17 protein-coding genes are annotated in these 25,163 nt (G+C 44.2%); 12 read left to right on the forward strand and 5 right to left on the reverse strand.

Annotation, left to right across the window (positions count from 1 at the left end):
• Positions 1-135: 135 nt before the first annotated feature.
• The 5 genes from MKY87_RS00400 to MKY87_RS00420 all read left to right on the forward strand — a co-directional run bounded on the left by MKY87_RS00400 (position 136) and on the right by MKY87_RS00420 (position 7,050).
• Positions 136-1,068, forward strand: a complete 933-nt coding sequence (locus MKY87_RS00400; protein WP_340962461.1) for an ArsR/SmtB family transcription factor — start codon at positions 136-138, stop codon at positions 1,066-1,068.
• 230 nt (positions 1,069-1,298) lie between these two features.
• Complete coding sequence (licT, locus tag MKY87_RS00405) at positions 1,299-2,147, forward strand: BglG family transcription antiterminator LicT (RefSeq protein WP_340962462.1); 849 nt, start codon at positions 1,299-1,301, stop codon at positions 2,145-2,147.
• A 159-nt stretch (positions 2,148-2,306) separates the two neighbouring features.
• Positions 2,307-4,244 (forward strand): beta-glucoside-specific PTS transporter subunit IIABC, encoded by a 1,938-nt coding sequence (locus tag MKY87_RS00410; protein WP_340962464.1) that lies wholly within the window; start codon positions 2,307-2,309, stop codon positions 4,242-4,244.
• A gap of 43 nt (positions 4,245-4,287) precedes the next feature.
• A complete protein-coding gene (locus MKY87_RS00415) occupies positions 4,288-5,754 on the forward strand; it encodes a glycoside hydrolase family 1 protein (protein ID WP_340962466.1) in 1,467 nt (488 codons plus the stop codon).
• Between the two features lie 180 nt (positions 5,755-5,934).
• Positions 5,935-7,050 carry a phosphotransferase enzyme family protein gene (locus tag MKY87_RS00420; protein ID WP_340962467.1) on the forward strand — a complete coding sequence of 372 codons (1,116 nt, stop codon included), beginning with the start codon at positions 5,935-5,937 and terminating at the stop codon, positions 7,048-7,050.
• A gap of 98 nt (positions 7,051-7,148) precedes the next feature.
• On the opposite strand, the gene MKY87_RS00425 is transcribed toward MKY87_RS00420, so the two are convergent.
• Complete coding sequence (locus tag MKY87_RS00425) at positions 7,149-7,979, reverse strand: AraC family transcriptional regulator (protein ID WP_340962468.1); 831 nt, start codon at positions 7,977-7,979, stop codon at positions 7,149-7,151.
• A 197-nt stretch (positions 7,980-8,176) separates the two neighbouring features.
• Here MKY87_RS00425 and MKY87_RS00430 point away from each other — a divergent pair, with 197 nt between their 5' ends.
• A complete protein-coding gene (locus MKY87_RS00430) occupies positions 8,177-9,583 on the forward strand; it encodes a family 4 glycosyl hydrolase (RefSeq protein WP_340962470.1) in 1,407 nt (468 codons plus the stop codon).
• A gap of 87 nt (positions 9,584-9,670) precedes the next feature.
• Here MKY87_RS00430 and MKY87_RS00435 read toward each other — a convergent pair whose 3' ends face one another.
• Positions 9,671-10,558 carry a LysR family transcriptional regulator gene (locus MKY87_RS00435; protein WP_340962471.1) on the reverse strand — a complete coding sequence of 296 codons (888 nt, stop codon included), beginning with the start codon at positions 10,556-10,558 and terminating at the stop codon, positions 9,671-9,673.
• 384 nt (positions 10,559-10,942) lie between these two features.
• Between MKY87_RS00435 and MKY87_RS00440 the strand changes: the two genes are divergently transcribed.
• The 3 genes from MKY87_RS00440 to MKY87_RS00450 all read left to right on the forward strand — a co-directional run bounded on the left by MKY87_RS00440 (position 10,943) and on the right by MKY87_RS00450 (position 13,580).
• Positions 10,943-11,689 carry an acetoacetate decarboxylase gene (locus tag MKY87_RS00440; RefSeq protein ID WP_340962472.1) on the forward strand — a complete coding sequence of 249 codons (747 nt, stop codon included), beginning with the start codon at positions 10,943-10,945 and terminating at the stop codon, positions 11,687-11,689.
• A 14-nt stretch (positions 11,690-11,703) separates the two neighbouring features.
• Complete coding sequence (locus MKY87_RS00445; RefSeq protein WP_340962473.1) at positions 11,704-12,735, forward strand: ketopantoate reductase family protein; 1,032 nt, start codon at positions 11,704-11,706, stop codon at positions 12,733-12,735.
• 227 nt (positions 12,736-12,962) lie between these two features.
• Positions 12,963-13,580 carry a hypothetical protein gene (locus MKY87_RS00450; protein WP_340962474.1) on the forward strand — a complete coding sequence of 206 codons (618 nt, stop codon included), beginning with the start codon at positions 12,963-12,965 and terminating at the stop codon, positions 13,578-13,580.
• Positions 13,581-13,622: 42 nt separating this feature from the next.
• Here MKY87_RS00450 and MKY87_RS00455 read toward each other — a convergent pair whose 3' ends face one another.
• Positions 13,623-15,341, reverse strand: a complete 1,719-nt coding sequence (locus MKY87_RS00455; protein ID WP_340962475.1) for an AraC family transcriptional regulator — start codon at positions 15,339-15,341, stop codon at positions 13,623-13,625.
• Positions 15,342-15,515: 174 nt separating this feature from the next.
• Positions 15,516-16,469, reverse strand: a complete 954-nt coding sequence (locus tag MKY87_RS00460; protein ID WP_340962476.1) for an ABC transporter substrate-binding protein — start codon at positions 16,467-16,469, stop codon at positions 15,516-15,518.
• 499 nt (positions 16,470-16,968) lie between these two features.
• Here MKY87_RS00460 and codB point away from each other — a divergent pair, with 499 nt between their 5' ends.
• Positions 16,969-18,246 (forward strand): cytosine permease, encoded by a 1,278-nt coding sequence (codB, locus tag MKY87_RS00465; protein WP_091030329.1) that lies wholly within the window; start codon positions 16,969-16,971, stop codon positions 18,244-18,246.
• Complete coding sequence (locus MKY87_RS00470; protein ID WP_091030327.1) at positions 18,215-19,483, forward strand: cytosine deaminase; 1,269 nt, start codon at positions 18,215-18,217, stop codon at positions 19,481-19,483. The genes codB and MKY87_RS00470 overlap by 32 nt, the downstream gene beginning before the upstream one ends.
• Positions 19,484-19,642: 159 nt before the next feature.
• Here the strand turns inward: MKY87_RS00470 and MKY87_RS00475 are convergent, their stop codons facing one another.
• Positions 19,643-20,767: a GerAB/ArcD/ProY family transporter gene (locus MKY87_RS00475; protein ID WP_339783859.1), complete on the reverse strand. Its 1,125-nt coding sequence runs from the start codon at positions 20,765-20,767 to the stop codon at positions 19,643-19,645.
• A 296-nt stretch (positions 20,768-21,063) separates the two neighbouring features.
• Here MKY87_RS00475 and MKY87_RS00480 point away from each other — a divergent pair, with 296 nt between their 5' ends.
• On the forward strand, positions 21,064-25,119 hold the full coding sequence (locus tag MKY87_RS00480; RefSeq protein ID WP_340962477.1) for an S-layer homology domain-containing protein: 4,056 nt from the start codon (positions 21,064-21,066) through the stop codon (positions 25,117-25,119).
• The last annotated feature ends 44 nt before the right edge of the window (positions 25,120-25,163 follow it).

Raw genomic sequence — 25,163 nt, forward strand, 5'->3', positions numbered from 1 at the left:
TCAACTCATTGATTTGTTATCTAATGTGTATCATAATGCTATTATATTGAGCAAGTTTATTTCGAAGGGTTCGCTAAAAAACGAATCCTAAATCAATAATATATTGAATTCTATAGAGATAGGGAAGTGAAGTTCATGATGCTTGGCACGGATGCCACATCCTTAATCATATATGAGGCGCTCGCCAGCGAGGCCCGTTTAAATATCGTTCGCTTATTATTGCAAAACAGGGAAATGCATATCAATGCACTTGCCAAAGAGCTGTATCTGAGCAAAGCCATCGTTAGTACACATGTGAGCAAATTGCAGAAAGCGGGCATCGTAGGCAGCCGCATGAAGCGCGAGAACGGTGGAACGTATAAATACTGCTTTATTCTGCAAGAATTTATGACTATCAATCTTTCTCCTGACCCAGTAGATGCTCCTTACCATGAAGTCTCTATTCCGGTTGGTCAGTATACGGATTACGAAGCTTGGCCCACCTGTGGCATTGCAACAACAACGCAAATGATTGGACAATATGACACACCGGCCTGCTTTATGGACCCGGATCGGGTGAACGCGGGAATCCTTTGGATGGCACGAGGTTTTCTTGAATATAAGATTCCCAATTATCTGTACAATGATCAGCATCTTCGAGAGATTGAAATTTCCCTTGAATTAAGCTCGGAAGCACCAAAGGTGAACGAAAACTGGCCGTCAGATATTCGCTTTACCCTTAACGGCAATGACCTCGGTACTTGGACAAGCCCTGGTGATTTCGGGGATCGGAAAGGTAAACATACGCCACTATGGTGGAAGCTGGATGTCAACCAGTATGGTGTATTGAAAATGTTGCGTATTAACGGGGAAGGCACGTTTATTGATGGTCAGCGCATCTCGGATGTGCGCGTTCAAGACCTGAATCTGGGTGCATCCACCTATTGGACCTTTGGATTGAAGCCGGAAGAGGGCGTAGCTGGCCGAGGTGGGCTTACCCTGTTTGGCAAAGGTTTTGGCAACTATGATCAGGATATCCTGATTCGATACTATTATAATGCTCAGGAAAACAAAACTTCGGATGAATAGGATATGCGATTTCATGTTAGTTTATATAGAGGCAATCTCCATATGAACGAAGTGCATAACAATTCCAGAGTAATGGTATTGACAACGATTACATGGCTGGTATAGAATACAGCTAAATAAGGAGTGTCACTGATTCGATCAGGCACCACCACAATCTGGATTTCACAAGTTTGTTTGACTTGTGTTCTGGATCATGGTGGTGCTTTTTGTATAATGGGGGTGAGAACATCATGAGGTTCAAAAAATCGTTAAACAATAACATCGCCCTGGCGGAAGACACGGAAGGTTGCGAAGTCATTGTCATCGGAACGGGTGTTGGCTTCAAAAAAGTGAGAGGACAGCCGATTGAGCAGAGCCAGATCCAGAAAATGTTCAGAATCGGCTCGAATGACAAATATCAGCGAGTCGAGCAATTTCTCAGCGATATCCCTCTGCAAGTCATCGACATTACGGATCAGATTATTGAAGAAGGCAAGACGCTGATTGGAAAAAAGCTGAATGACTCGATCCTGTTAACACTGGCGGACCATATTCATTTTGCGCTGGATCGTTTCAAAAAAGGCGTGGATGTGCAAAATCCGCTTCACTGGGACATTCGCCATCTATATCCTGCCGAATACCGTGCCGGAGAATGGGCAGTTCAAAAAATCAATGAAGCTTTTCTAGTCTCACTGCCATCTGGTGAATCAAGCTCTATTGCCCTTCATTTCGTGAACTCACAATTCGACTCGGGCAGTATGAACCAAACAATTAAAATTACACAGATGATTAACGACATTATAGGGATCATGACGGAACATTTCGGAATGGTACTGAATCAGGAATCTGTTGATTTTTCCAGGTTCATCACCCATCTGAGATACTTCATTGTACGTCAGTTGAACCGGGAAGTGCTCTCTTTTAAAGATCAGCAATTTCTATATGATGTATTGTCGGAGCGATATCCTATCAGCTTCCAATGCGCACTCAAAATAAAGGAGGCGATGGAGAGGCAACGCGGATTCGTGATTACTCCCGATGAGATGGTATATCTCATGATACACATCGAGAGAGTGACATCCCGTACCGATATGGATTAATCTCAATACAACCTGTTTGAAGTTATACCATCATCAATATGAATTGAATATGGAGTGTTACTGATTCGATCAGGCACCACCAAATGTTTCCGACTCCGCATCTGCGGCGGGCCGGTAATACATTTGGTTTTTTTTTCGCCAAAAAAAGGAGGAAGCATCATGAATCACCGGGAGTTGTCCAAAGAAATTATTCGATTAACGGGCGGACAGGAAAATATTACGCAAGCTTGGCATTGTATCACACGACTTCGCTTCAATGTTCGAGAGCAAAACAAAGTTCAATTGGAACAGATCAAAGCACTCGATGGCGTGCTCGGTGCACAGTTTCAGAACGATCAGTTTCAAGTGGTAATTGGTAACCAGGTTGCAGCCGTATATGAGCAGATCGAGGATCAGATGAAGCATAGTGGCATATCAAAGCCTGAAACAGACGCGCCGCGCTCTAAAGGGATTAATGCTGTTTTGGATACAATCTCCGGCATTTTTACTCCGATTCTGCCTGCCATCGTAGGTACCGGGATGTTAAAGGGGATTCTGGCACTGCTCGTTACACTTGGCGCGATACAGGAGAAAAGCGGTGAGTATCAAGTTCTGTCCTCAATCGCTAATGCGGCCTTTTATTTCTTGCCTTTCCTTCTGGCTCTATCATCTGCCCGCAAGTTCAAAGTGAATGAATATATCGCCCTGACGCTTGCAGGTACTTTATTGTATCCAACGATTCTGAATGCGTATCTGGCAAACCAGCTTGAACCAATTCGTTTTCTCTCGCTGCCCGTGTCCATTGTGAATTATACCCAGTCCGTTATTCCCATTATTCTGGGTGTGTGGCTTCTGAGTTATGTACATCGCTGGGTCGATCGTTTTATTCCCGGTCCTGTCAAAGTCATCTTTACCTCGATGATTGTGCTAGTCATCACGGTGCCAATTCTATTAATTGCGATTGGCCCCTTAGGGAATTACATGGGCATCTATCTGGAAATGGGTACTTCCTGGCTCTTTGCCCATTCAGGTCCGTTAACCGGCATTATTCTCGGCGGCCTCATGCCTCTGATTGTTATGACGGGTATGCATTATGCGTTCTTCCCAGGCACATTGCAGAATCTGAGCAAACTTGGATATGACGTGCTTTTGCTACCGATCAACCTGATAACCAATATGAGTCAGGCTGGTGCGGTCACGGCTGTTTTCCTCAAGACCAAAGATAAAAAAATGAAATCCATTGCTTTATCCAGTGGCATATCAGCCTTGCTTGGTATTACTGAACCCGCACTGTATGGTGTCACCTTGAAGCTGAAAAAACCGTTTTACGCTTCACTCATTGGTGGGGCAGCAGGAGGTGGCTTTATTACCGCAGTGGGTCTGAAATGCTTCGGTTTTGCTGTACCAGGATTGCTTTCACTTCCGTTATATATTGGCCCGAATGGTGGCATGTCCAATTTCTGGTATGCATTAATCGGAATTGGCATCAGCTTTAGTGTTTCTTTCGTAGTGACTTTGCTGCTCAACTGGGAAGAGCCAAATACACGCAATTCCGCCATGTCCGACTCAGCACAAACATTAACCGAACAGGAACTGAATACAACTACTGCCTTTTCTCAAGAAACGGTGACACCTGTCACAGTACATTCCATCGAGGAAAAGAAGGGGGAGGTGTTCAGCCCGCTCACTGGTGAATTGGTGCCGCTCTCAGAGCTTCCGGATCAAACGTTTGCTGAGGAAATGACCGGGAAAGGTATTGCAATTCGTCCGCAGGATGGACGTGTTACAGCTCCTTTTGACGGAACCGTCACGTTGGTTGCCAAAAGTAAACATGCGATTATGCTGACCTCATCAAGTGGAATTGACATTCTCATTCATGTTGGACTAAACAGCGTATCGCTCAAAGGGGAATTTTTTGACGTGAAGGTTGTTGCTGGACAAGAAGTGAAGAAGGGTGATTTACTTCTGGAATTTGATATGGATGGCATTCAGGGTGCGGGTATTGACCTTGTGACACCAGTCATCGTAACCAATACGCCGGATTACCTCGATGTAGTACCTGTTCAGGTGAAGGGGGTGATTCCAATGAATGAATTGCTTCTCCTCACCGTTCGTTAACAGCTTCATGAATACCATTTACAAAAAAAAGGAGAGAAACAACATGACAAAAACAATTAAACACTCATTTCCTAAAGGATTTTTATGGGGCGGAGCTACCGCTGCCAATCAGCTGGAAGGTGCATATGACGCAGACGGCAAAGGACTCTCTACCTCAGACATGGCTCCATTCGTTCCTCATGAGGAGCGCAATGGCAAGGATTTCACCTTCGACGTGGATTCTGTTCAATTAGAACAATATCTGAGCGGTAACACCAACGTATATTTCCCGAAACGGAACGGCGTGGATTTCTACCACCGCTACAAAGAAGACATTGCCTTGTTTGCGGAGATGGGCTTCAAAGTGTTTCGTCTTTCGATCGCCTGGACACGGATCTTCCCTACAGGAGAAGAAGCCGTTCCCAATGAAGCTGGTCTTGCCTTCTATGATAACGTGCTTGACGAACTCTTGAAATACGGCATTGAGCCGCTTGTAACGATCTCTCACTACGAGATGCCCGTAGAGTTAACCCGCAAGTACAACGGCTGGGAAAGCCGCGAGATGATCGATCTGTATCTGAAATTTGCCAATACGCTGTTTGACCGTTACAAAGACAAAGTGAAATACTGGATTACCTTCAATGAAATGAATATGATGCTGACAAGTCTGTATACTGGCGGCGGCATTCTGGAAGATAAAATTAAGGGTACACCAGAGCAAGTAGCCTATCAGGCAACTCATCATCAATTTGTAGCAAGCTCACTGGCTGTCAAAAGTGGTAAAGAGAAGATGCCAAATGCTCAGATTGGTTGCATGATCTGCCGTCTGGAAACGTATGCTGCTTCTAGCAAACCGGAAGATGTGTTGCAGACAATGAAGGAAGATCAGATGAACCTGTTCTACCCAGAGGTGCAGGCACGAGGCGAATACCCATCCTATATGCAAAGATATTTTGAGGAAAACGGCATTGAACTGGTTAAAGCTCCTGACGACGATGCCATTATCCGGGATAATACCGTGGACTTTATTGCTTTCAGTTATTACATGACGTATATCGGAAAATATGACCCGAATGACAACAGCAACTCTGGTATGCTGGTAAGTCAGATTAAAAACCCTCATCTGAAAGCTACCGAATGGGGATGGCCTATCGATCCGATTGGTCTTCGCGTCGCGCTGAACCGATTGTATGACCGTTACCGGATGCCGCTCTTCATCGTTGAGAACGGGCTGGGTGCTATCGACACACCGGAAGAGGACGGGGCAGTCCATGACCCTTATCGCATCAATTACTTGCGCAGCCACATTGAGCAGATGAAAGAAGCTGTCGCTGACGGCGTTGAATTGATGGGTTTCACTAGCTGGGGGCCTATCGATATCATTAGCTGCTCGACTTCTGAAATGGGCAAACGTTATGGTTTCATATATGTAGATCAAGACAATGCTGGCAAAGGTTCGCTTGAAAGAACTCGCAAAGACTCCTTCCACTGGTACAAACAAGTTATTGAAACAAACGGAGAAACGCTGTAATTATATAAAATTTTACACGCCGCCCATATGGGCGGTCTTTATTTTTCACTAGTCAAATAAGGGATAATTATGTAAAATTGTTTTATTCAAACAAGAGGAGTGAATTCAATGTCTAACAAGGTGATTATGCTTTAGGTTCACAAAAGGATATTTGCGTTACAGGGATTCCTTTTGTGGACATTGCAGTGCGGGAAACCGTCCAAACAATGTTTACTGGAGGAGATCGTAATTAACTTTAACGAAGCTGTTAACATTAGCAATACGCATGTACTGACGCTGGTACCCGAGCTGTTTCATCTGGAGGGTTACAATATTCAGCTTATTCCGCCTCATGAGGGTGGACGGAATGTTGTTTACACTTGCGAGCGAGAGGGGCGTGAATCGCTAATTCTACGGGTGTCTTTTTTGCCTGACAGAAAGCGGGAAGATTACATTGCCGAACTGGAGTATGTGCGGTATCTGTTTGAGCACGGTGCAAGTGTCTCGAATGTGGTCAACTCGAAAAAGGGCCATCTGGTAGAAGAGATCACTTATGATGAGCATACATTCTTTGTCTGTATGTTTGTGAAGGCCAAGGGAAATTTGCTGGTAGAGAACCATTATCAGTATCGTGAAGGGGTCCCACTTACCGAATACTATTATAATAGCGGTAAAGTTCTGGGGAAAATGCATCAGCTGTCGAAAGGGTACACTCCCGTTCATCGCCGGCATCATTTGATTGACAATTACAGCGGTGAATATATCGATAACCTGGTACCTGAATCATTCCCTCTGCTTAAGGAGAAGATGGTTGAGCTCCTGAATACCTTACAAGGTTTGGATACAAACCAGGAAACATTCGGCATGATCCATTTTGATTATAACGATGGAAATTACTCGATCGATTTTGATACCGGACAGATCACCGTGTATGATTTTGATAATTCATGCTTCGGTTGGTATATGTATGATCTGGCCGATCTATGGACACACGGAGTAGGCTGGGTTCAATTTGAGCCGGATGTGGATAAACGCAAACAGTTCATGGATGACTATTTCCAAACTGCCCTCGCTGGATATACTTCCGAGACCAAGATCGAAGATTCGATGTTGGAGAAGCTGCCTTTATTTATTCAAGTTGCTCTCTTGGAGAATATTCTAGGTCAATTTGAGGAAATGCAGCGTGCTGGCGAAGAACCGGAAGCTGACGAAGCACTGTTGTATCTCATTAAATGTCTGGAAGAGGATATACCGTATAAAGGATTTTTCCATGAGATGTATTCCACTGAAGCTCCTTTTGAGTATGAGGGACGCTGAAGGGACCTGTACGTAAACTAAACCCTGAATAACCAAGGATTCATCAAGTAGGGAGGCAGCCGGATCGACCGGTTGCCTCTTTGTTTGTCTGCGGTATTTTATTCAAATTTGGAAGGGGGCACGTTGTAGAATTTTTTGAATGCTTTGGAGAACGTAAAGGGATCGGGATAACCCAGAAATCCGGCAATTTGCTGGATCGTATATTTTTTCTCGTACAGATAGTCTCTGGCCCGGTTCATTTTGATCTGATTGATATACTGCCCCGGTGTAATACCGAGAATTTTTTTGAACAAGGAAATAAAATATTTCTCAGAGACGCCGGCAATATCTGCAAGTTCGTTAACTCGGATGGCACGATGCAGATTCTCATCCACGTATGAGAACACATTCTGTAGAACCTCCAGACTTCCTTCGATTTTCCTCAGTTTCCGGTCTTTCAGAAACTCACCGTGATATAAGCCTTGCCCGTGTAATTCCAAAATTTTGGCGATGACGAGAAGCAGAGAGGCTTTCAAGTAAAGCGGACTGGCGGAAGCGCCGCTGCTCTGCTTGAATCTTCGATAGGACGAGGTGAACAGCGTTGATTCCTCTCGAATCAGATTACCAGGTACAATGCCCGGGAGCTGAAACTCGCCGAGAATTCTTTTTTGCTCAGCGATGCTGAAATCAAAGTGCATGTAAACGAATCGGCAAAACTCTCCGGTCGTGGAAGCCATATAGGGCATATCCGGATAAAAAAACACCACGTCACCCGGGTTCGCCATATGCTCGATTCCATTGATGGTAATTTGCACGGAGCCTGCTGTAATGAACCACAGATCATAATCGGAATGAGACTTGCGCTCCGTCCAATTGCTGTCGTGCGTTTGTTCCAAATAAGAGCTCATGCGAAGTGTGATATACTCCGAAAGTTCGTCGATTATACTCATATTTATAGTTCCTGCATGCATCTATTCCAACTCATTCCTCTCTACTTTATGACATCCTCTATATTTCACTATCATATCAAAGGTTTTACTTCTTGTTAATTATCGTACGATATGACATGTTTTGAAAACTATCACACATTCCGATTCCAGCCCACTCCCCTATAATGAACTTATATCGTTACGAGGAGGGGTTATTGATGAATGCTACAAGTACACAACATCCAAAGGTGGTTGTTATTGGGGCAGGCAGCCTGTTTTTCGGTCGTCAGTCCATCTGGCAGATGGTTCACTCCCCATATTTGAATCAGGGAACGCTGGCCTTGGTGGATACGGACGAGGAACGGCTCTCGAAAATGGTAAAACTAGCGGAAATGGTCGCCAAGGAGAACAATGTATCCCTAAAGATTGAGGGTTCAGTGGATCGAAGACAGGTGCTGCCGGGAGCTGACTTCGTTGTGCTCAGCTTTGCGGAAGAATCGGTGAAATATCGGGGCATCGACTGCCAGGTTTCTCTAAAGTATGGGATTCGCATGTGTTCTGGCGATACGATTGGCCCGGGCGGAATCTTTCGCGCGATGCGGGAACTGCCAGTTATTATTGAATGCGCCAAAGACATTGAGGAGTTGTGTCCGGATGCTTGGGTGATCAATTATATTAACCCGTCTACCGTTCATGGCATCGCATTACATCGCTATGCTCCGAAGCTTAAATCGTTTGCGCTGTGTGATAGTCATCATATGCCGCATAAAAAAGCCTATTACGCCGTACGAGCGGGTATCATTGGAGACAATAGCCAGTTCACTGAGGAGATCAACCAGAAATTCGATTTTCGTATCGCGGGTGTCAATCATTTCACTTGGCTGCTCAAAGCCGAGTATGAAGGAAAAAATGTGATGCCCACAATTGCAGAAGCCATGCGCAAGCTGGCAGGTGATGAGAATAACGGTGGTGATCGCGGTGCAAAAGCTCTTTTTAACGATGCAATTACCTATGAACTGTATGATATTTTCGGAATCATTCCCACTTGCACAGCGCATACGAAGGAATACGTTCGGTATTGGCAGGGTCTTGGCAAAACCGCGGACGCCATTCCGCCATTATCGATCTGGGAGACAGAGGACAGATATGAGCGTCATGACGAAATGTGGCGTCAGGTGGATGACTTTCTTGCAGGGAACATTCCGATTGCCGATTATATGAGCACCTTCGGACCGGATCATGCGACTGACATCATCGAAAATATGGTGGGGAACTTGGGCAAAAAATTCTTCATCAATACGCTCAATCAAGGCGCAGTAACCAATATGAATACCGATTCGTTCCTGGAACTACTGTGCGATGTAGATATGGATGGGGTGAAACCACTCCATGTAGGCGAGATGCCGCGCGGAATAAGAGGTATGCAAGAACTTGTACTGGATACGCATGAGCTTACGGTTGAAGCTGTTCTGGAACAGAGCTACGAGAAGCTGAGAAGGGCGATGCTCACCGACCCGCTCGTGAGTTCCATCAGCGACGCGGACAAGATCATTCATGAATTGTTGGAACTGGAGCGTAAGATGATTCCGGACGTTTGGTATAAGGACAGACTGCAGTATAGCTAAGAACGATAACGATCAAAGACCACATCGGTTCCTTCCAAGGAACAAACCTGGTCTTTGTTTTTATCGTTTGTCATGTATAAAGAAATCCTATTCCACTTTAAACAAGCCAGCATGGTCTTCATAATACGAAGTAATAAAATTACGAAATTCTCTTACAGCAGGAGATAACCATTTTTGTTTGACCCAGGATAGGCTAATGGGATATATAGCTGAATCATCTGCAATTTTTACATAACGTAACCCTAGTTTTCTACATACGGAGATCGGAATTAATGCAACACCCTGATTAAGCCTGATAATTTCAAGCAGGGTATGAGAATCGACCTCAAATGCATGATTGGGGAGGAAGCCTGCTTTTTCACAGAGCATGGTGGTAAATCGGCTGTACTCCTTATTATCGGCAAGGGAAATAAAGGGCTCATTTGCAACAACACTTAATGAAATGCTTGTCTCTCCGCCGTATGCATGATCCGTGGGCACAACAAGAACAATGTCCTCCTCAACAAGAACAACACTCTCAATCTCCTCATCCTGAATCGGATGCCCCGTAATGCCCAGATGCATGTCGCCTTTCTTCAATCCTGTAATAATTTCACTGCGTGTCCCAATACCCTGATGAAGCTTGGTTTCGGGGGTACCGTTGATATAGTCACTAATGAGACCTGTGAGGAACCGAGTATTCGTAATCGAGATCCTGATCGTATTGGAAATTTGCTGTTCCTCCGCTTTAATCTCCATCTCTGCATTTTCAATTTCAATAAAAATCCTGTTTACGTGCTTCAATAAAATTTCACCTGAGGAATTCAATTGAATGTTTCGTCCTCTTCTGTGGAATAAGGGGGTGCCCAGTTCATCCTCAAGTCTTTTGATCGTTAAGCTTAGGGAAGGTTGAGCAATATTCAATTGCGCAGCTGCCTTGGAGATATGTTCGGTATAGGCAACGGTCTGAAAGTATTTAAGCTGAAGCAATTCCATTTATCTGCACTCCTTATTTATTTTGATAAATATATATAGTGCTTATTATGTATTATATTAAATTTAAATATTGATGTAGAATTTTTTTATGAGATACAGATCAAATTTAAAATACCAAAAAATGACTATATAAGTTGAACTACTCATTTACACAATAACGGAGAGGACAGAAAAAACCTGAAAAAGCAAAGCGATCGCCTAAAAGCGTTCTGAAAGAAAGCTACATCGGAAGCATAAGCTATCAACGGATTTTCACCTTTAGAAAAGGGAATCGAAAAATCTGGGGATAACAGCGATTGGAAGGTTGTTCTGTCATCGTAGTGTCAGTATGAATGATCTTGAGTTCAACTTATATAGAAACAAAACATAAGGTAGGTGTCTTTGATGAAAATCGATGTGAATAACATAGCTAAAAATCTGAATACACCCCTAACGGCTCCGGCATACCCAATGCCACCGTACAAATTCGTGAATCGTGAATACTTGAATATTATTTACCGGACCGATGAAAAAGCTTTACGGGCAGCCGTACCAGAACCTCTGGAAATTACGGAACCTTTGGTTAAATTCGAAGTGATGTGGATGCCGGATGTTTCTGGGCTGGGTGCTTATACAGAAGCTGGACAAGTTATCCCTGTGCAATTCAATGGGGAGGCAGGCGATTATGTGCATTCAATGTACGTAGACAATTTCCCCGCAATTGCGAGTGGTCGAGAGCTCACCGCCTATCCGAAAAAGCTGGGTGCGCCCAAGTTGTATACCGATTCAGATACACTTGTTGGCACACTTGATTATGGGACGCTGCGTGTAGCCACGGCAACGATGGGTTATAAGCACGGGGAGATGGATAAAGAGTTGGCCAAACGTGAAATATGCCGACCTAATTTTATGATTAAAATTGCTACGGACTATACCGGGAATTTAAGAATATGTGATCTGATCCGTACTCAAATTACGGACATCGAAGTGAAAGAAGCTTGGACAGGACCTGCCCGGCTTCAATTGTTCGAACATGCATTGGCACCTCTTGCAGATCTGCCTGTGTTGGAAGTGGTGTCCGCTTCTCATATTCTTACCAACTTAACCTTAAACGCTGCACAACCTGTATACAACTACCTGGAAGAGAAATAAGGAGGAAAAAAATAATGAGAATTGCAATTGTAGGAGCAGGATCTTTGGGAACCATCGTAGGCGCATACCTTGCGGATGTCGGAATGGACGTTGAGTTAATTGATGCATATCAGGAACATGTAGATGCTTTAAATCAAACGGGCGCTAAAGTGACCGGTACAACGGAATTTCAGGCCAAAGTAAAAGCAATTACTCCTGATCAGAAATCAGGACAATATGACCTCGTTTTACTTTTAACCAAACAACTCTACAACGATTCCATTCTTCAGGAATTACTTCCATTCTTGAAAGAAGACAGTATGGTGTGTTCTTTGCAGAACGGGATTCCGGAAGAAAAAGTCGCGTCTATTGTTGGTGAAAAACGCGTCATTGCAGGCTCCGTTGAATTTGGCGCTACGTTTATTAGACCAGGTGTATCAAGTCTTACAATCGAGTACACTCAATTTAAACAGTATGCTTTTCAGATTGGCGAATTAAATGGTGAAATCACCGAACGAATTCAACGCGTGAAATCAGTGTTGGATCTTGTGGGTGGAACACATATTTCCGATAACCTGGTTGGAACCAAATGGTCCAAATTGCTGATCAACAATGCATTCAGTGGTTTGTCTGCTGCATTAAATGGTGAATATGGGGAGATCATCGATCATGAAGCCGGCATTGTAAGTGCAGCTCACATTGCGGACGAGACGATTAAAGTTGCTCGTGCCAATGGGGTCACATTGGTTAAAATGAATGGATTCGACATCAGTTCACTCGAACTGAACAGCAAAGAAGATATCCCTGAACGGGTGAAAACATTACGTTACGTGATGGAGCCCTCCAGATTGCTCAAAGCAAGCATGCTTCAAGATCTGGAGAAGAACCGAAAAACGGAGATTGATTATATTAACGGGGTTGTTTCAAGCAGAGCAGAGGGTACCGGAATTGCGACTCCTTATAATGATTTAGTAGTAAAACTGGTCAAATCTGCTGAAGAAACTCAAACCGTTCCTGATTTTGACACGAACATAAAAGCTTTTGAAGAGCTATTAAGTGCACAATAATAAATTTAATTATTTCAACTGAAAGTCGCTAATATAGCGGCTTTTTTGTTGTATCAGTAAATCTAGTCAGGCTTGATTTAAAAACGGGATAGAGTGTTTTGCATGACTTTGTTTCCTAAGATTATACAAAAAGGGGAATTAAATTTGATATAATATAAACTTGCTGGTTATTTTTCTATTAGAAGGAGATAGGTATGAGGAAATCTTGGGGGGAATTCGTCTTTTATTTGGCGGTGTTTGTCTTTGTTTTGTTTATGTCCTGGAATGATTACTCACTATTTTTGACATTAGGGGTTGTGCTTATAGCCGCTCTTATCATGTTTATGTTGCGCTTTTATTATCCTTTGTCGTTGGAAAAACGTATAGACCGTGTGGAGATTTTCTTACGCAAACAGCAAAATACACCTGGCATTTACATTAATTATGTTCTTGCGAACAGACTCGATGATGAGGCAGAACTTGTGATGGAGCAGATTACGCAGAAATATAAGCGGAAGTCGACGCAGGCCTCGTTTAATGCCGCTTATGGTCTTCATCTCAAAAATATGTTTGCCATTCGGCAAGCTGTACCTCATATCGGCTTATCGGACTACCGTACATATTACGAAACTATTCTACTCTTGGAAGACGGGAAAAGTGAAGATGCGCGTGAAAGACTTCAATGCATTAAAAAACAGTGGATGAGATCAACATTGCTCGCGGGTATTGAACTCAAAGCAGAAAACCGTGATACCGCTATTCAGCACGCGCATGAAGCACTTAACTCTTCCAGAGGTGTTAATCGTTATGTTTTATATAAGGAATACGAAAGAGTATTACCAGAGGTTGTTGGACACATATCGTAAGATGGAGAAAATGTTTTGAAAAAATAAACCGTGCTTCACGGTTTATTTTTTTTCATTTACTAGCATAGGTGTGAGTCCATCCTTAGCAAAAATAGAGGGTAGAATCGTCAATAACCTCTCACGGGTAAGGGGATCATCGTAGTTCCAGCCAGCTTCTACTATATGTACTTTACTGGGTGCCAACATGCCAACCAAACTTTGTAGCGGAGAAGGTATATTTACATTCATCTCCTCCTGAGGTACCATCACGAAGTTTCGGTCTCCACCGTATTGTGTGATTTTATTGTAATCAATTTGTATCCAAGGTCTGCCATTAATGATCAGTTGATTTACGGATTCAGTGGGTCGAAAGCCAAGTGATTCATACACGGTAGCGGCAAATCCCGTCTGTCCCATAACATATATGTTTTTACCCAGCACCAGATAGACAGTTGCTCGTTCTCCTGCAATATAATCATCCGCCAATTGTCGCCGTATCCTCCTGACACTTTCCTCATAGCGGTCGATCCACTGTTCAGCCGTTCTGCTTCGATCGAAAAGATCCGCAATATAACGAAGACGCTCAAAAGTGCTGGTTGATTCGTGATAAACGATGGTAGGTGCAATGGCATCCAGTCGAGGTAACTGCTGCTCACTATAGTTGCCTAACAGTATAAGATCAGGCTTCAGCAGGGAGACTTGTTCCGGTGCGGCTTGCAGTCCAATGTCAGAGATCTGAAGCAGTTTGTTCCGATATATGACTTGTGATTTCATTGTAGTTATACCCGCACCGACTGGACGGATACCTATAGCAAGCAACTCTCCAAGGGTATTGGTACCTGTGGCCACGATACGCATAGCCTCATTGGGGAGGGAAATCTGCCTGCCGAGGGAATCGGTTATCGTTCTTTGCCTGGTCCGTCTTAGTATATTCGCGTATTCCCGTGGAGGGTGTCCTGTGAGCTGATGAAAACGCCGACTGAAATAATACTCATCCTTAAAACCGACTTGTCTGGATATCTCACGCAAGGTATCGGTAGAACTGGACAGTAGCCTTTTAGCATGCTGGACTCTAAGTTCTGCCAGGTAATCCGTTGGCTTCTTGCCAGTCATCACCTTAAACAATTTGCTATATTGCCATCGAACCATGCCGGCCATTTCGGCCAAAAGCTCTACGGTCAGATCTTCGTTGTAGTGCTGCTCCATATAGCTGAGTGTACGTTGAACCGCTTGATCATTTTGCACTGGCGGAGCAGCGCTTTCTAACTGAGCCATCAGGCTAACTATCAGTTGCAGCCGGGTCTGAGTAACCGCTGATTTTGAATGATGCGTAGGCGTAAATTTCGTCTCCTGCAACCGATTTTGCTTGTTGGTTTGCAAAGGCGACGGAGAGATCCAGTCCTCTCCTGCCAACGCCAATTTTATAGTAGAAAGAGATAGCCTGTAAGGAAAGCCCAGAATAAGAGGAGGGCAAGCCGGGAGCAGATTCGACTTATCCACCTGAAAAGCAAGAAAGGTATACCGAGCTACAAGTGCTTGCTCTTTTATAGTTTTGAGAATGTAGGATTGCTGAGTAGGGAGCAGAATACAACTGCCTTGGCTCAGATCTTTCGAAATATTGTTTGTTAACAGCTGAATTCCATGATCCAGAGCAATAAGCAATGTATATTCATTGGCAGCCTTGCTCTTGGTTGATGGATTATGATGATTGGTTTCCTGCAGTGGTGTGAGCTGAAGCAGATCATGCTGCTGCAGTTGGATGTATAGGGAAGCCATATGCATTCGGGAGCACTCCAATCTAGTGATAACAATTCTCAATTACTAGTTTACCACATTTTACACGTTAGAGAATGTTTCGTTGCAAACCTTATTACACGCAGTACAAATTTACAAAATCAAAAAATCCTCCATAGCCCAAAGGGTTTGGAGGATTTTGACGCCATCATCAATGCGTTATTATTGATTCATCCATTTCGGTAATTCATCAAGCAATTGCTCCACTGCCAGCAGGTTGTCGGTATTCCATTCGGCTGAAGCTGTATAGACGTGTCCTTGCTGAACGGCCGGCAATGTTTTCCATAGTGTACTCTGTAACAACCGATCAGATTCAGCTCGACTTTCGTCATTATCCAGCGTTAGGACAAAGAGATGATCTCCTGCATAGTCCGGCATTAGTTCTTCCGAAAGTTCGACGAATGTTAGGTCTTTGTCGATAATGTTTTGCTGAATTGCTGGTGGAATTGCAAATCCGTGCTCTTGATACAAGACTACACCCAAGGAACGATTACCCATCACATAGAGCTGTTTACCCAACTGCAAGAAGATGGTTGCTGTCTCGCCCTCAGCCACATTCAGCTTGTCCCACATCGCTTCCGCTTTTGTATCAAATCTGCTGATCCATTGCTCTGCCTCATCCTGTTTGCCAAAAATGTTGCCAAGCTCGCGGACGCGTTCTGTAAATGGTAAGGCCGAGTTGAACGGAATGGTAGGCGCAATCTTCGAAAAAGCGGCGTTCCGGTCAGCATCTTGGTGATAACCATTCAAAATCAAGTCAGGCTGCAAAGCCGTTATTGCCTCCAAATCACCAGGGTTCCCGACATCCTCAATACCTTCTAATCGGTTTACAATATAGCTTTCGGAAGCATGAATCAGATTGGCTCCAACCACGGGGATATCCATGGCCAGGAGATCTCCAAGTGTTGAACCAAGATAGATCACTCGTTGTGGTTGAGTTGGTATTTCAATCACTTCGTCTGTTTGGGTTGTATAGCTTTTTGTCGTTTGCTCGTTGGTCTTCACAGGTTCTTGTGAAGGTGCGCTTTCCGAACGGCTGCATGCTGCAAGGACGGATAGAAGAAGGAAGCTTGCTCCCCATATGAATAGGTGTTTCTTAATTGTACTGTTCATCATTGTTTCCCCCCTGAGTTCTCTTTTTCTCATTGATAACCATTATCAATTACAACGTAATTATAGGTGCCTTTTCAGCGGCTTACAATGAAAAAAACGCAGTGAATTTATTTGTACAAATGTCAATGCGTGCATCTATTTGTTCGTTGCATTATTTTCAATCCGCAGCTGCGCTGTCATCAGAGTAGTCGTGATCAAAAACAGCTTGCTATATAAGGAATTAATAACCCTTGGATAATAATGACATTGACAACTTCAGGTTTTTCCAAAATAATAGTATGTAATTGAATACTGGTACCTTTAATTCAGTCCAGAGAGGCTGGCAAGGGCAGCGGATTTCATAATCACGCGAGAATCAGGGCTTATCCCGTCATGGGATGCTCTGTGTCTTCGCGCGGGTTATGATGCAAAAAGAGGCTACTTGTCAGTGTATAACTTGACGAGTAGCCTCTTTTTTCTGCTTTTTTTGGTATCAGATACACTTTATGTTGGGGGTATTCTGATGAGCAAACAAGATCAAGAGTTTTCATGGCAAGCTGTGCCGAAATCGCAAAGAAACCACTTTTGGAAGACGTTATCCGTCATGCTCGGTTTCACTTTCTTCTCTGCAAGCATGCTGGCAGGAGGCACGTTGGGAGTAAGCTTGACGTTCATGGAGTTCATTGGCATCGTGCTTGCGGGCAATCTGGTGCTCGGTATCTACACAGGGGCACTGGCACATATCGCTGCCAAAACGGGGCTGTCCACACATTTGCTCGCTAAATATGCTTTTGGGGCAAAAGGGTCGTATCTACCTTCGTTCCTGCTAGGCTTCACACAGGTCGGATGGTTCGGAGTAGGCGTAGCCATGTTCGCGATTCCGGTCGCCAAAGCCATGGACTGGAACGTGTACCTGTTGATTATCGTGTTCGGACTTGCCATGACAGCATCAGCCATCTTCGGTATGAAGTCACTCGTCATTCTCGGATATATCGCGGTTCCTGCGATTGCCATTCTCGGTGGTTACTCCATGTTCGAAGGTGCGGGTTCGCTGGGTGGTCTGCAAGGGTTGCTTGATTACACGCCGACTCAGTCGCTTACCGCGGCGGCAGCATTAACGATCTGTATCGGATCATTCATAAGCGGCGGAACGCTGACACCCGATTTTGCCCGGTTTTCCCGAACATCGAAACAGGCAGTTACCGCAACAGTGATTGCATTCTTCTTGGGTAACTCACTCATGTTTCTGTTCGGTGCAGTTGGTGCGATGGCCTATAACCTGGCTGATATCTCGGAGGTCATGTTCCTGCAAGGATTGATCATCCCGGCAATCATCGTTCTGGGCTTGAATATCTGGACGACCAACGATAATGCACTGTACGCTTCAGGTCTTGGTTTTGCCAACATCACCAAAATCTCAAAGAAATTTTTCGTCATCGTAAACGGCATTGTGGGTACCGTATTCGCCATGTGGATGTACAACAACTTCGTCAGTTTCCTGAACGTACTGGGCGCGGCGGTACCATCCATCGGGGCTATTATTATAGCAGATTACTTCATTGTAAAACGTAGAAACTATAAGCCATTTGCTGACATGTCATTCAAAAATGTAAACTGGGTAGCGATGGTCGCATGGGCCATCGGCGTGGCATTCGCCCAACTGGCTCCTGGCGTAACACCATTGAACGCACTGCTTGGTACAGCAGTGGCCTATATCGTCTTGATGCTGATTGTTCCTGCGAAAGAATCCAAAGAAATGGGGAAAATAAATGATTATACAGAACGCAAAATTGCGGGGTAAAGAAGGACTATGGAATATTGTTGTGAAAGACGGGAAGTTTGAGCGAATCACACAATCGCTGGAAGTGACCGACAATGAGGAAGTCCTGGATGTCAACGGATCGCTTGTCCTGCCACCGTTCATTGAGCCGCATATTCATCTCGATACAACGCTCACCGCAGGCGAGCCGGAATGGAATCTAAGCGGAACGCTGTTCGAAGGCATTCAACGCTGGTCAGAGCGCAAGGCTTTCTTGACACATGAAGATGTCAAAACACGCTCCAAAACAGCACTCAAGTGGCAGTTGGCACAAGGTATCCAGCATGTACGGACTCATGTGGACGTTACCGATCCAAGCTTGATCGCCGTTAAAGCGATGCTTGAAGTAAAAGAAGAAATGGCTCCATATATGGACATCCAGCTTGTTGCTTTTCCACAGGAAGGCATTCACTCTTATCCAAACGGGGCAGAATTGCTGGAAGAGTCACTGAAAATGGGCGTTGATGTGGTCGGCGGCATTCCACACTTCGAATTCACACGGGAATATGGCGTTGATTCAATGAAAGTTGCGTTTGATTTGGCTGAAAAATACGATCGTCTTATCGATATCCATTGCGATGAAATCGATGACGAGCAATCCCGTTTCGTAGAAGTTGTAGCCAAGGAAGCTTATGAACGTGGACTTGGTTCACGCACAACGGCAAGTCATACAACCGCGATGGGGTCATATAATGACGCTTATACGTACAAGTTGTTCCGTTTGCTGAAGATGGCAGATCTGAACTTTGTCTCCAATCCGCTGGTTAACATTCACCTGCAAGGACGCTTCGACACGTATCCAAAAAGAAGAGGGCTGACGCGTGTCAAAGAGTTGCAGGAAGCAGGTCTGAATGTGTGCTTTGGTCACGATGACATCTTCGATCCATGGTATCCGCTCGGTACAGGCAACATGCTGCAAGTACTGCACATGGGGATTCATGCTTCGCAGTTGCTTGGTTACGACCAGATCGTAAATTCAATCGACCTCATTACAAAAAACAGCGCAAGAACGTTACACATTGAGGATGTATACGGTATTGAAGAAGGTAAACCTGCTAACTTCATCGTACTTGAAGCAGAGAACGAATATGAGGCTGTTCGCAAACAAGCCGGCGTACTTTATTCTTACAGAGGCGGCCGTAAAGTTGCGGAATCGAAGCCGCGAGACACATCCATCATTTTTGAAGGCGGAACAGAAAAGGTTACTTTTAATAAATAATAGATATCGGTCTGTTGCTGTCTGGATGTAAATGATGTAACGAATACTTCCATTGAAAGTCGCTATTGTAGCGGCTTTTTTTGTTTTTTGTACTAATTACGCAATGCATTATGTTACTGGAGCCAGAATAGAAAGGTGCTCTGAGCACCAATCCAACATTCAATCTACCTTAAGTGCTTCACTAGAAGCCTGCTTCCCGCCTTTTTTACGAACAAAACTAAGGATCAGCAGTAGCAGTGGTAACAAGCCAAATAAAAAAATGGACATATTGCCGAGAAAATCACCCAAAGCTAACGTTTCCTCCAGGTTTTTAGGCAAGTAAGCAATCAAATACAGCACTGGTAACATCGCAAATTGTATTCCGGTAATTTTTTTGAGACGAAACAAATCTCGAATACCAATGGATGCAAAATAGTGTTTAAAAGCATAGGTTGCAAAGATTTGCATCAGCCAAAACACGATGAACAGTGATTCATAACGTTCAAAAAGAAATCCCTCAATCTCAAAACTTCGAACCATATCGAATGTTGGCCACATCCGCGTCTCAACACCCGACAAAGATAAATTTCCCACAACTGTGACAATCGTGACCATGTATATCACCGTGCAAATAAGTATGCTGAAAATGGCAGTTTTATTACTCGCCTTCACGTCTTTCATGTAAGCTGTGACGATGAGCAAAACTTCATATCCGGAGTAGGAGAGACATGATGGCTTGAGTCCCCTCAATACAGGCATAATCCCCTCACCCAGAATGGGTCTGAGATTAGTGATATCAAACATTTTAGTACTCAAAAGGAAAACAAGCCCGAGCAACACCAGCGTAACGGGCAGAACGATTGAAAAGACACGAATGATGACCTTAAGACCACCTGTTAGCATGTAAATACCAATCCACAAACTGACCATAATGGTAACCCAACTAGGGGTACGCTCAAGAATGTACATACTTGTAATTTCAGCCATGACTCTGACTTCGAATGAACATAGAACAACAAAATATACGATAATTAAAAGTCCAATTAGATAAGAAATCCATTTTCCTGTGATTTCAGGAATAAATTCGAACACCGTTTTACCGGGAAATCTACGACATAAAGTGACAAGAAGCAGGCTGACTATGGTTACGATCAAACCAGCCAGGATGACGGAGATCCATACATCGGGTGTTTCTACCGCCTTGCTAATCGTACGAGGAAGCGTTAGTATTCCTGCACCAAGAATGGAGTTAATAACCACAATAATAACTTCAGAGGTACTGATTGTTGATGCGGATTTCGTCACAGGCTTCACTCCAAACCGGAGAATTTGTTTGTAGTGTTACCCAAAGAAGTTATTTTATGTAATCATTCATTTCGATGAGTTAAGATTATTACTCTTTAAAAACATATTCTAGTTCTGAACGAGTCAATGGAGTATGTCTCTCCAATTGTAACAGCTAGAACTTATATGAATTATATTAGATGTAATTTTTTACATAAGTTTTACATTCAAGTAATGGACCCTTGATCTCCTCTTGTTATGCTAGTTCTGTTTGGAATTACATAAGCCAATCTATCAAACAGACAAGGGAGAGAATTATGATCAGTCACTTCTACAAAAAGATGTTACCTATCCTGTTATCGCTTTCTTTGATATTCGGATGGTTCGCGGGTATTGGGGGAGTCAATTCAGCTCAAGCCGCATCGTTATCTGAGCCTGACATTCTGTTAGAACGCAACGCCAATTGGAGATACTTCGATCAGGGTCAGAATCTGGAATCGCAATGGCGTACTTCATATGATGATTCATCATGGGAAATCGGACCCGCCCCGTTTGGCTACAAGGACAACGGTAACGGTATAAGCACTTCTTATTTCGGGCCTCTCAAAACGGAAGTGAGTTATGGTGACGACAAAAAGTTAAAACACCGGACGACCTATTTAAGAACAAACCTAACCGTTAATAAGGATGAAATTAATGGTTATGGACAAATTCTCGGCACGTTCGGAATTGATGATGGGGCAGTTATCTATGTAAACGGTGTGGAAATACGTCGCTTTGGTATGCCTGAGGGCGAGATTCAGTATTCAACCAAAGCAACTTCAAGTCAAGATTTGCCTGTAATGTATGAGGACATTGATCTGACTGAGCCGTTGAAAACCTATCTGCACGATGGCAACAACGAAATTGCGGTTGAAGTTCATCAACAAAGCGACAGCAGCTCAGATTTGTATTTTGACATGGAGCTTAAAGCATTGGCGGAAGCGCCATCACTGGATATCAGTAAAGTAACCGTTACCTTCTATGGTGATGCTACCACGAGTAAAGGCTTCACTTGGTATACACCTCTTGCATCCACACAAAGCACTGTTCAAGTGTTGCCGAACCAGGGATCCGCTTCTGACTTCAGTCAAGCGCAAAGCTTCAACGGACGCTCATCCGTGGCTTCCAACTCTCCGGGAGAGATGGTGCATAAGGCGGAAGCAACAGATCTTATTCCGGATACCTCCTATTATTTTCGCGTTGGCGACCAAGATCTGGGCATATGGAGTGAGGTTGGCACATTCAAAACAGCTCCCACGAACGGAGCCTTTACGTTTATTGACCTGACGGATACCCAAGCTAAGGAAGAGGATGAGGCTATTCTATCTGGCTCTACACTTTCTAAAGCGTTAACCCAGGTTCCAGATGCTGCGTTTGTTGTTCATAATGGTGATGTTGTAGAAAATGGAACGTCAGAGCAGGAATGGAACTGGTTGCTTGGTCACTCCCAATCCAGTCTGATGAATACGACTATTGCACCATCCGCGGGCAATCATGAGAACAAGAATTATGCGTTCTACGAGCACTTTAACCTGAAGCAGCCAGACAATGCTGGAACAATAACAGGTACTTACTATTCTTATGATTACAGCAAAGCTCATTTTATCGTACTGAACTCCAACGAAAATTCCTCGGAGTACGCCAACTTCTCCAACGAGCAAGTGGCATGGATGAAGCAGGATGTGGAAGAGGCAAAAGCTGCCGGAGCAGAGTGGATCATTGTGAACATCCATAAAGGGCCGTATACGACATCCAACCACGCCACAGACAGCGATATTATTGGTGCAAACGGTGTACGTAATAAAATTGCTCCGTTGATGAATGAACTGGGTATCGATTTGGTTCTTCAAGGACATGACCATATCTATGCTCGGACAAAGCCAATAAAAAGTGATGGCACAGCTGAAGATGTGTCCAAAATTACGGAGACTCTGAACGGACAGAGTATCGAATACGCAGTAAAACCAGATGGAACAATCTATATGATTCCAGCTACTGCAGGGGCAAAAGTATATTTTAAGAACCAAAAGCCAGAATTAGGTGAAGCGTATTTCAGCTTGTTCGAGCGTGCTGAAGAGAATCATGCAAGGCAGTATGGTGATACTACAAGCGCAGCCAGAGGCCAGGTTCAGAATTTTGTTTCATTCACAATCGATGGTGACAAACTTACTGCTGTAACGTATGAGGTTGACCAACATACCAATAACGGAGAGCCGTTCATTGTAGATCAATTCGGAATTCTCAAAGAAACGAATACGGTTCCTGTTCCAGAACAGATCAACAAAATAACGGTAACGTTCCATGGAGATCCGACCAAGAGCAAAGGGTTCACATGGTATACGTCAGATAAACTAGTACAAAGCGACCTTCAAGTCGTGGAGAAAACATCATCAGCACCTGACTTCGCACAAGCCAAATTATTTGAAGGACGTTCTGCTCAGCCTGCCAATGCTCCAACCGAGCGGATGCACAAAGCAGAAGCGACAGATCTGAAAGCAAATACGACCTATTTCTTCCGTGTAGGCGATGCTACCAAGCAAGTATGGAGTGCAACAGGTACGTTCCGTACAGCACCAGTAAAAGGCAAATTCACTTTCATTGATCTGGCGGATACGCAAGCGAAAGAAGAAGATGAGGCTATTCTGTCTTCCGAGACGTTGGCCAAAGCGCTGACTACAGTACCGGATGCACAGTTCGTTGTGCATAACGGTGATATTGTTGATAAAGGTGTCAAAGAAGAACAATGGAACTGGCTGCTCGGACATTCACAGGAAAGCCTGTTGAATACAACCATTGTCCCATCCTCCGGGAATCATGAGGACGAAAACTATGCTTTTATTGATCATTTTAATGTACAGCCTCCGGTGAATTCGGCAACAGAAACAGGAGCTTATTATTCTTATGACTATAGCAATGCACATTTTGTTGTATTGAATTCCAATGAGGATTCAACGGAGTATGACAATTTTTCGTTAGAGCAAGTCAAGTGGCTGAAGGATGATGTTCAGGCCGCCAAGAAAAAGGGAGCAAAATGGGTCATCGTCAACATTCACAAAGGCCCTTACACAACATCGAACCATGCAACAGACTCTGACATTATGGGAGTGAATGGAGTACGCTCCAAGATTGCTCCGATCATGGCGGAACTTGACATTGATTTTGTTCTTCAGGGGCATGACCATATCTATGCACGCACCAAACCGATTGACCAGAAGGGGAGCGCACGTCAACCAGAAATAGTCACGGAAATGCAAAATGGACAGAAGATGGAGTACTCTGTGAATCCCGATGGCACAATCTATCTGATTCCGGCAACAGCAGGTCCAAAAGTATATTACAAAAATCAAAGCACGAGTCTGGGAGAGGCCTACTACAGTCTTTTTGAGCGTGCAGAAGAAAATCATGCGGCACAATATGGCCCGGACCCAAGTGATAACCGCCGTCCCAAACGTAGTCAGGTCCAAAATTTTGTGGGAATTACGATAGATGATAGCAAACTGACGGCGATTACGTATGAAATTGATCAGAATGTGAATGGGGCCACTCCGTTCATCATTGATCAGTTTGGTATTGTGAAGAAAACAGAGACTACGATTCCAGATCCGGGTACATCCAATCCGGGACCATCAAATCCCGGCTCAGGTAACGGGTCCAGCAGCGGGAATAACTCCTCAGGAAACGCTGGAGATACAGTAACCGAGAACCGTCCTGACAACAGTACTGGCAACGGAAGCAATCCCGGCAATGAGACAGGGGCAGGATCAAACAACAATAATAATAATAGTGAAAACACACCACCAATGAAAGATACGGCTGGGCACTGGGCGAAATCTGCCATTGATCGAGCGCTTGCAGCTGGATTCGTGAATGGTTATGGCGATGATACATTCCGTCCGAATCAGAAAGTCACACGTGCCGAATTCATCACAATGCTAGGTCGTGCATTAAATCTGAATAACGTAAGCAACAATGTTCAATATACGGATGAAAACAAAATTCCTGCTTGGTCCAAACCGTACATTGCAGCAGCTGCATCCCTGGGCATTGTCAATGGTTACGCCAATGGTTCTTTCGGGCCAGATAAAACACTAAACCGATCAGAGATGGTCACCATGATCGTACGTGCAGGAGGAATCCCTACTGATTCTAATGCAAAACTAAACTTTAAAGATGCCAAGGATGTTCCGGCATGGGCAGTTTCATATGTAGCTTCTGCTGTAGAGGCCGGACTGGTAGGCGGTGTAGGCGGCAATCGTTTTGCACCGATGCAGACAGCTACTCGGGCGGAGGCGATTACACTTATACTCGGGCTTTTGGATAAGGTAGAATAACTTAGAGGAAATAATACAAAAGAAACCGCAGAGAGAAAGATTTC

This window comes from Paenibacillus sp. FSL R7-0198 (assembly GCF_038000415.1).
Lineage (GTDB): Bacteria > Bacillota > Bacilli > Paenibacillales > Paenibacillaceae > Paenibacillus.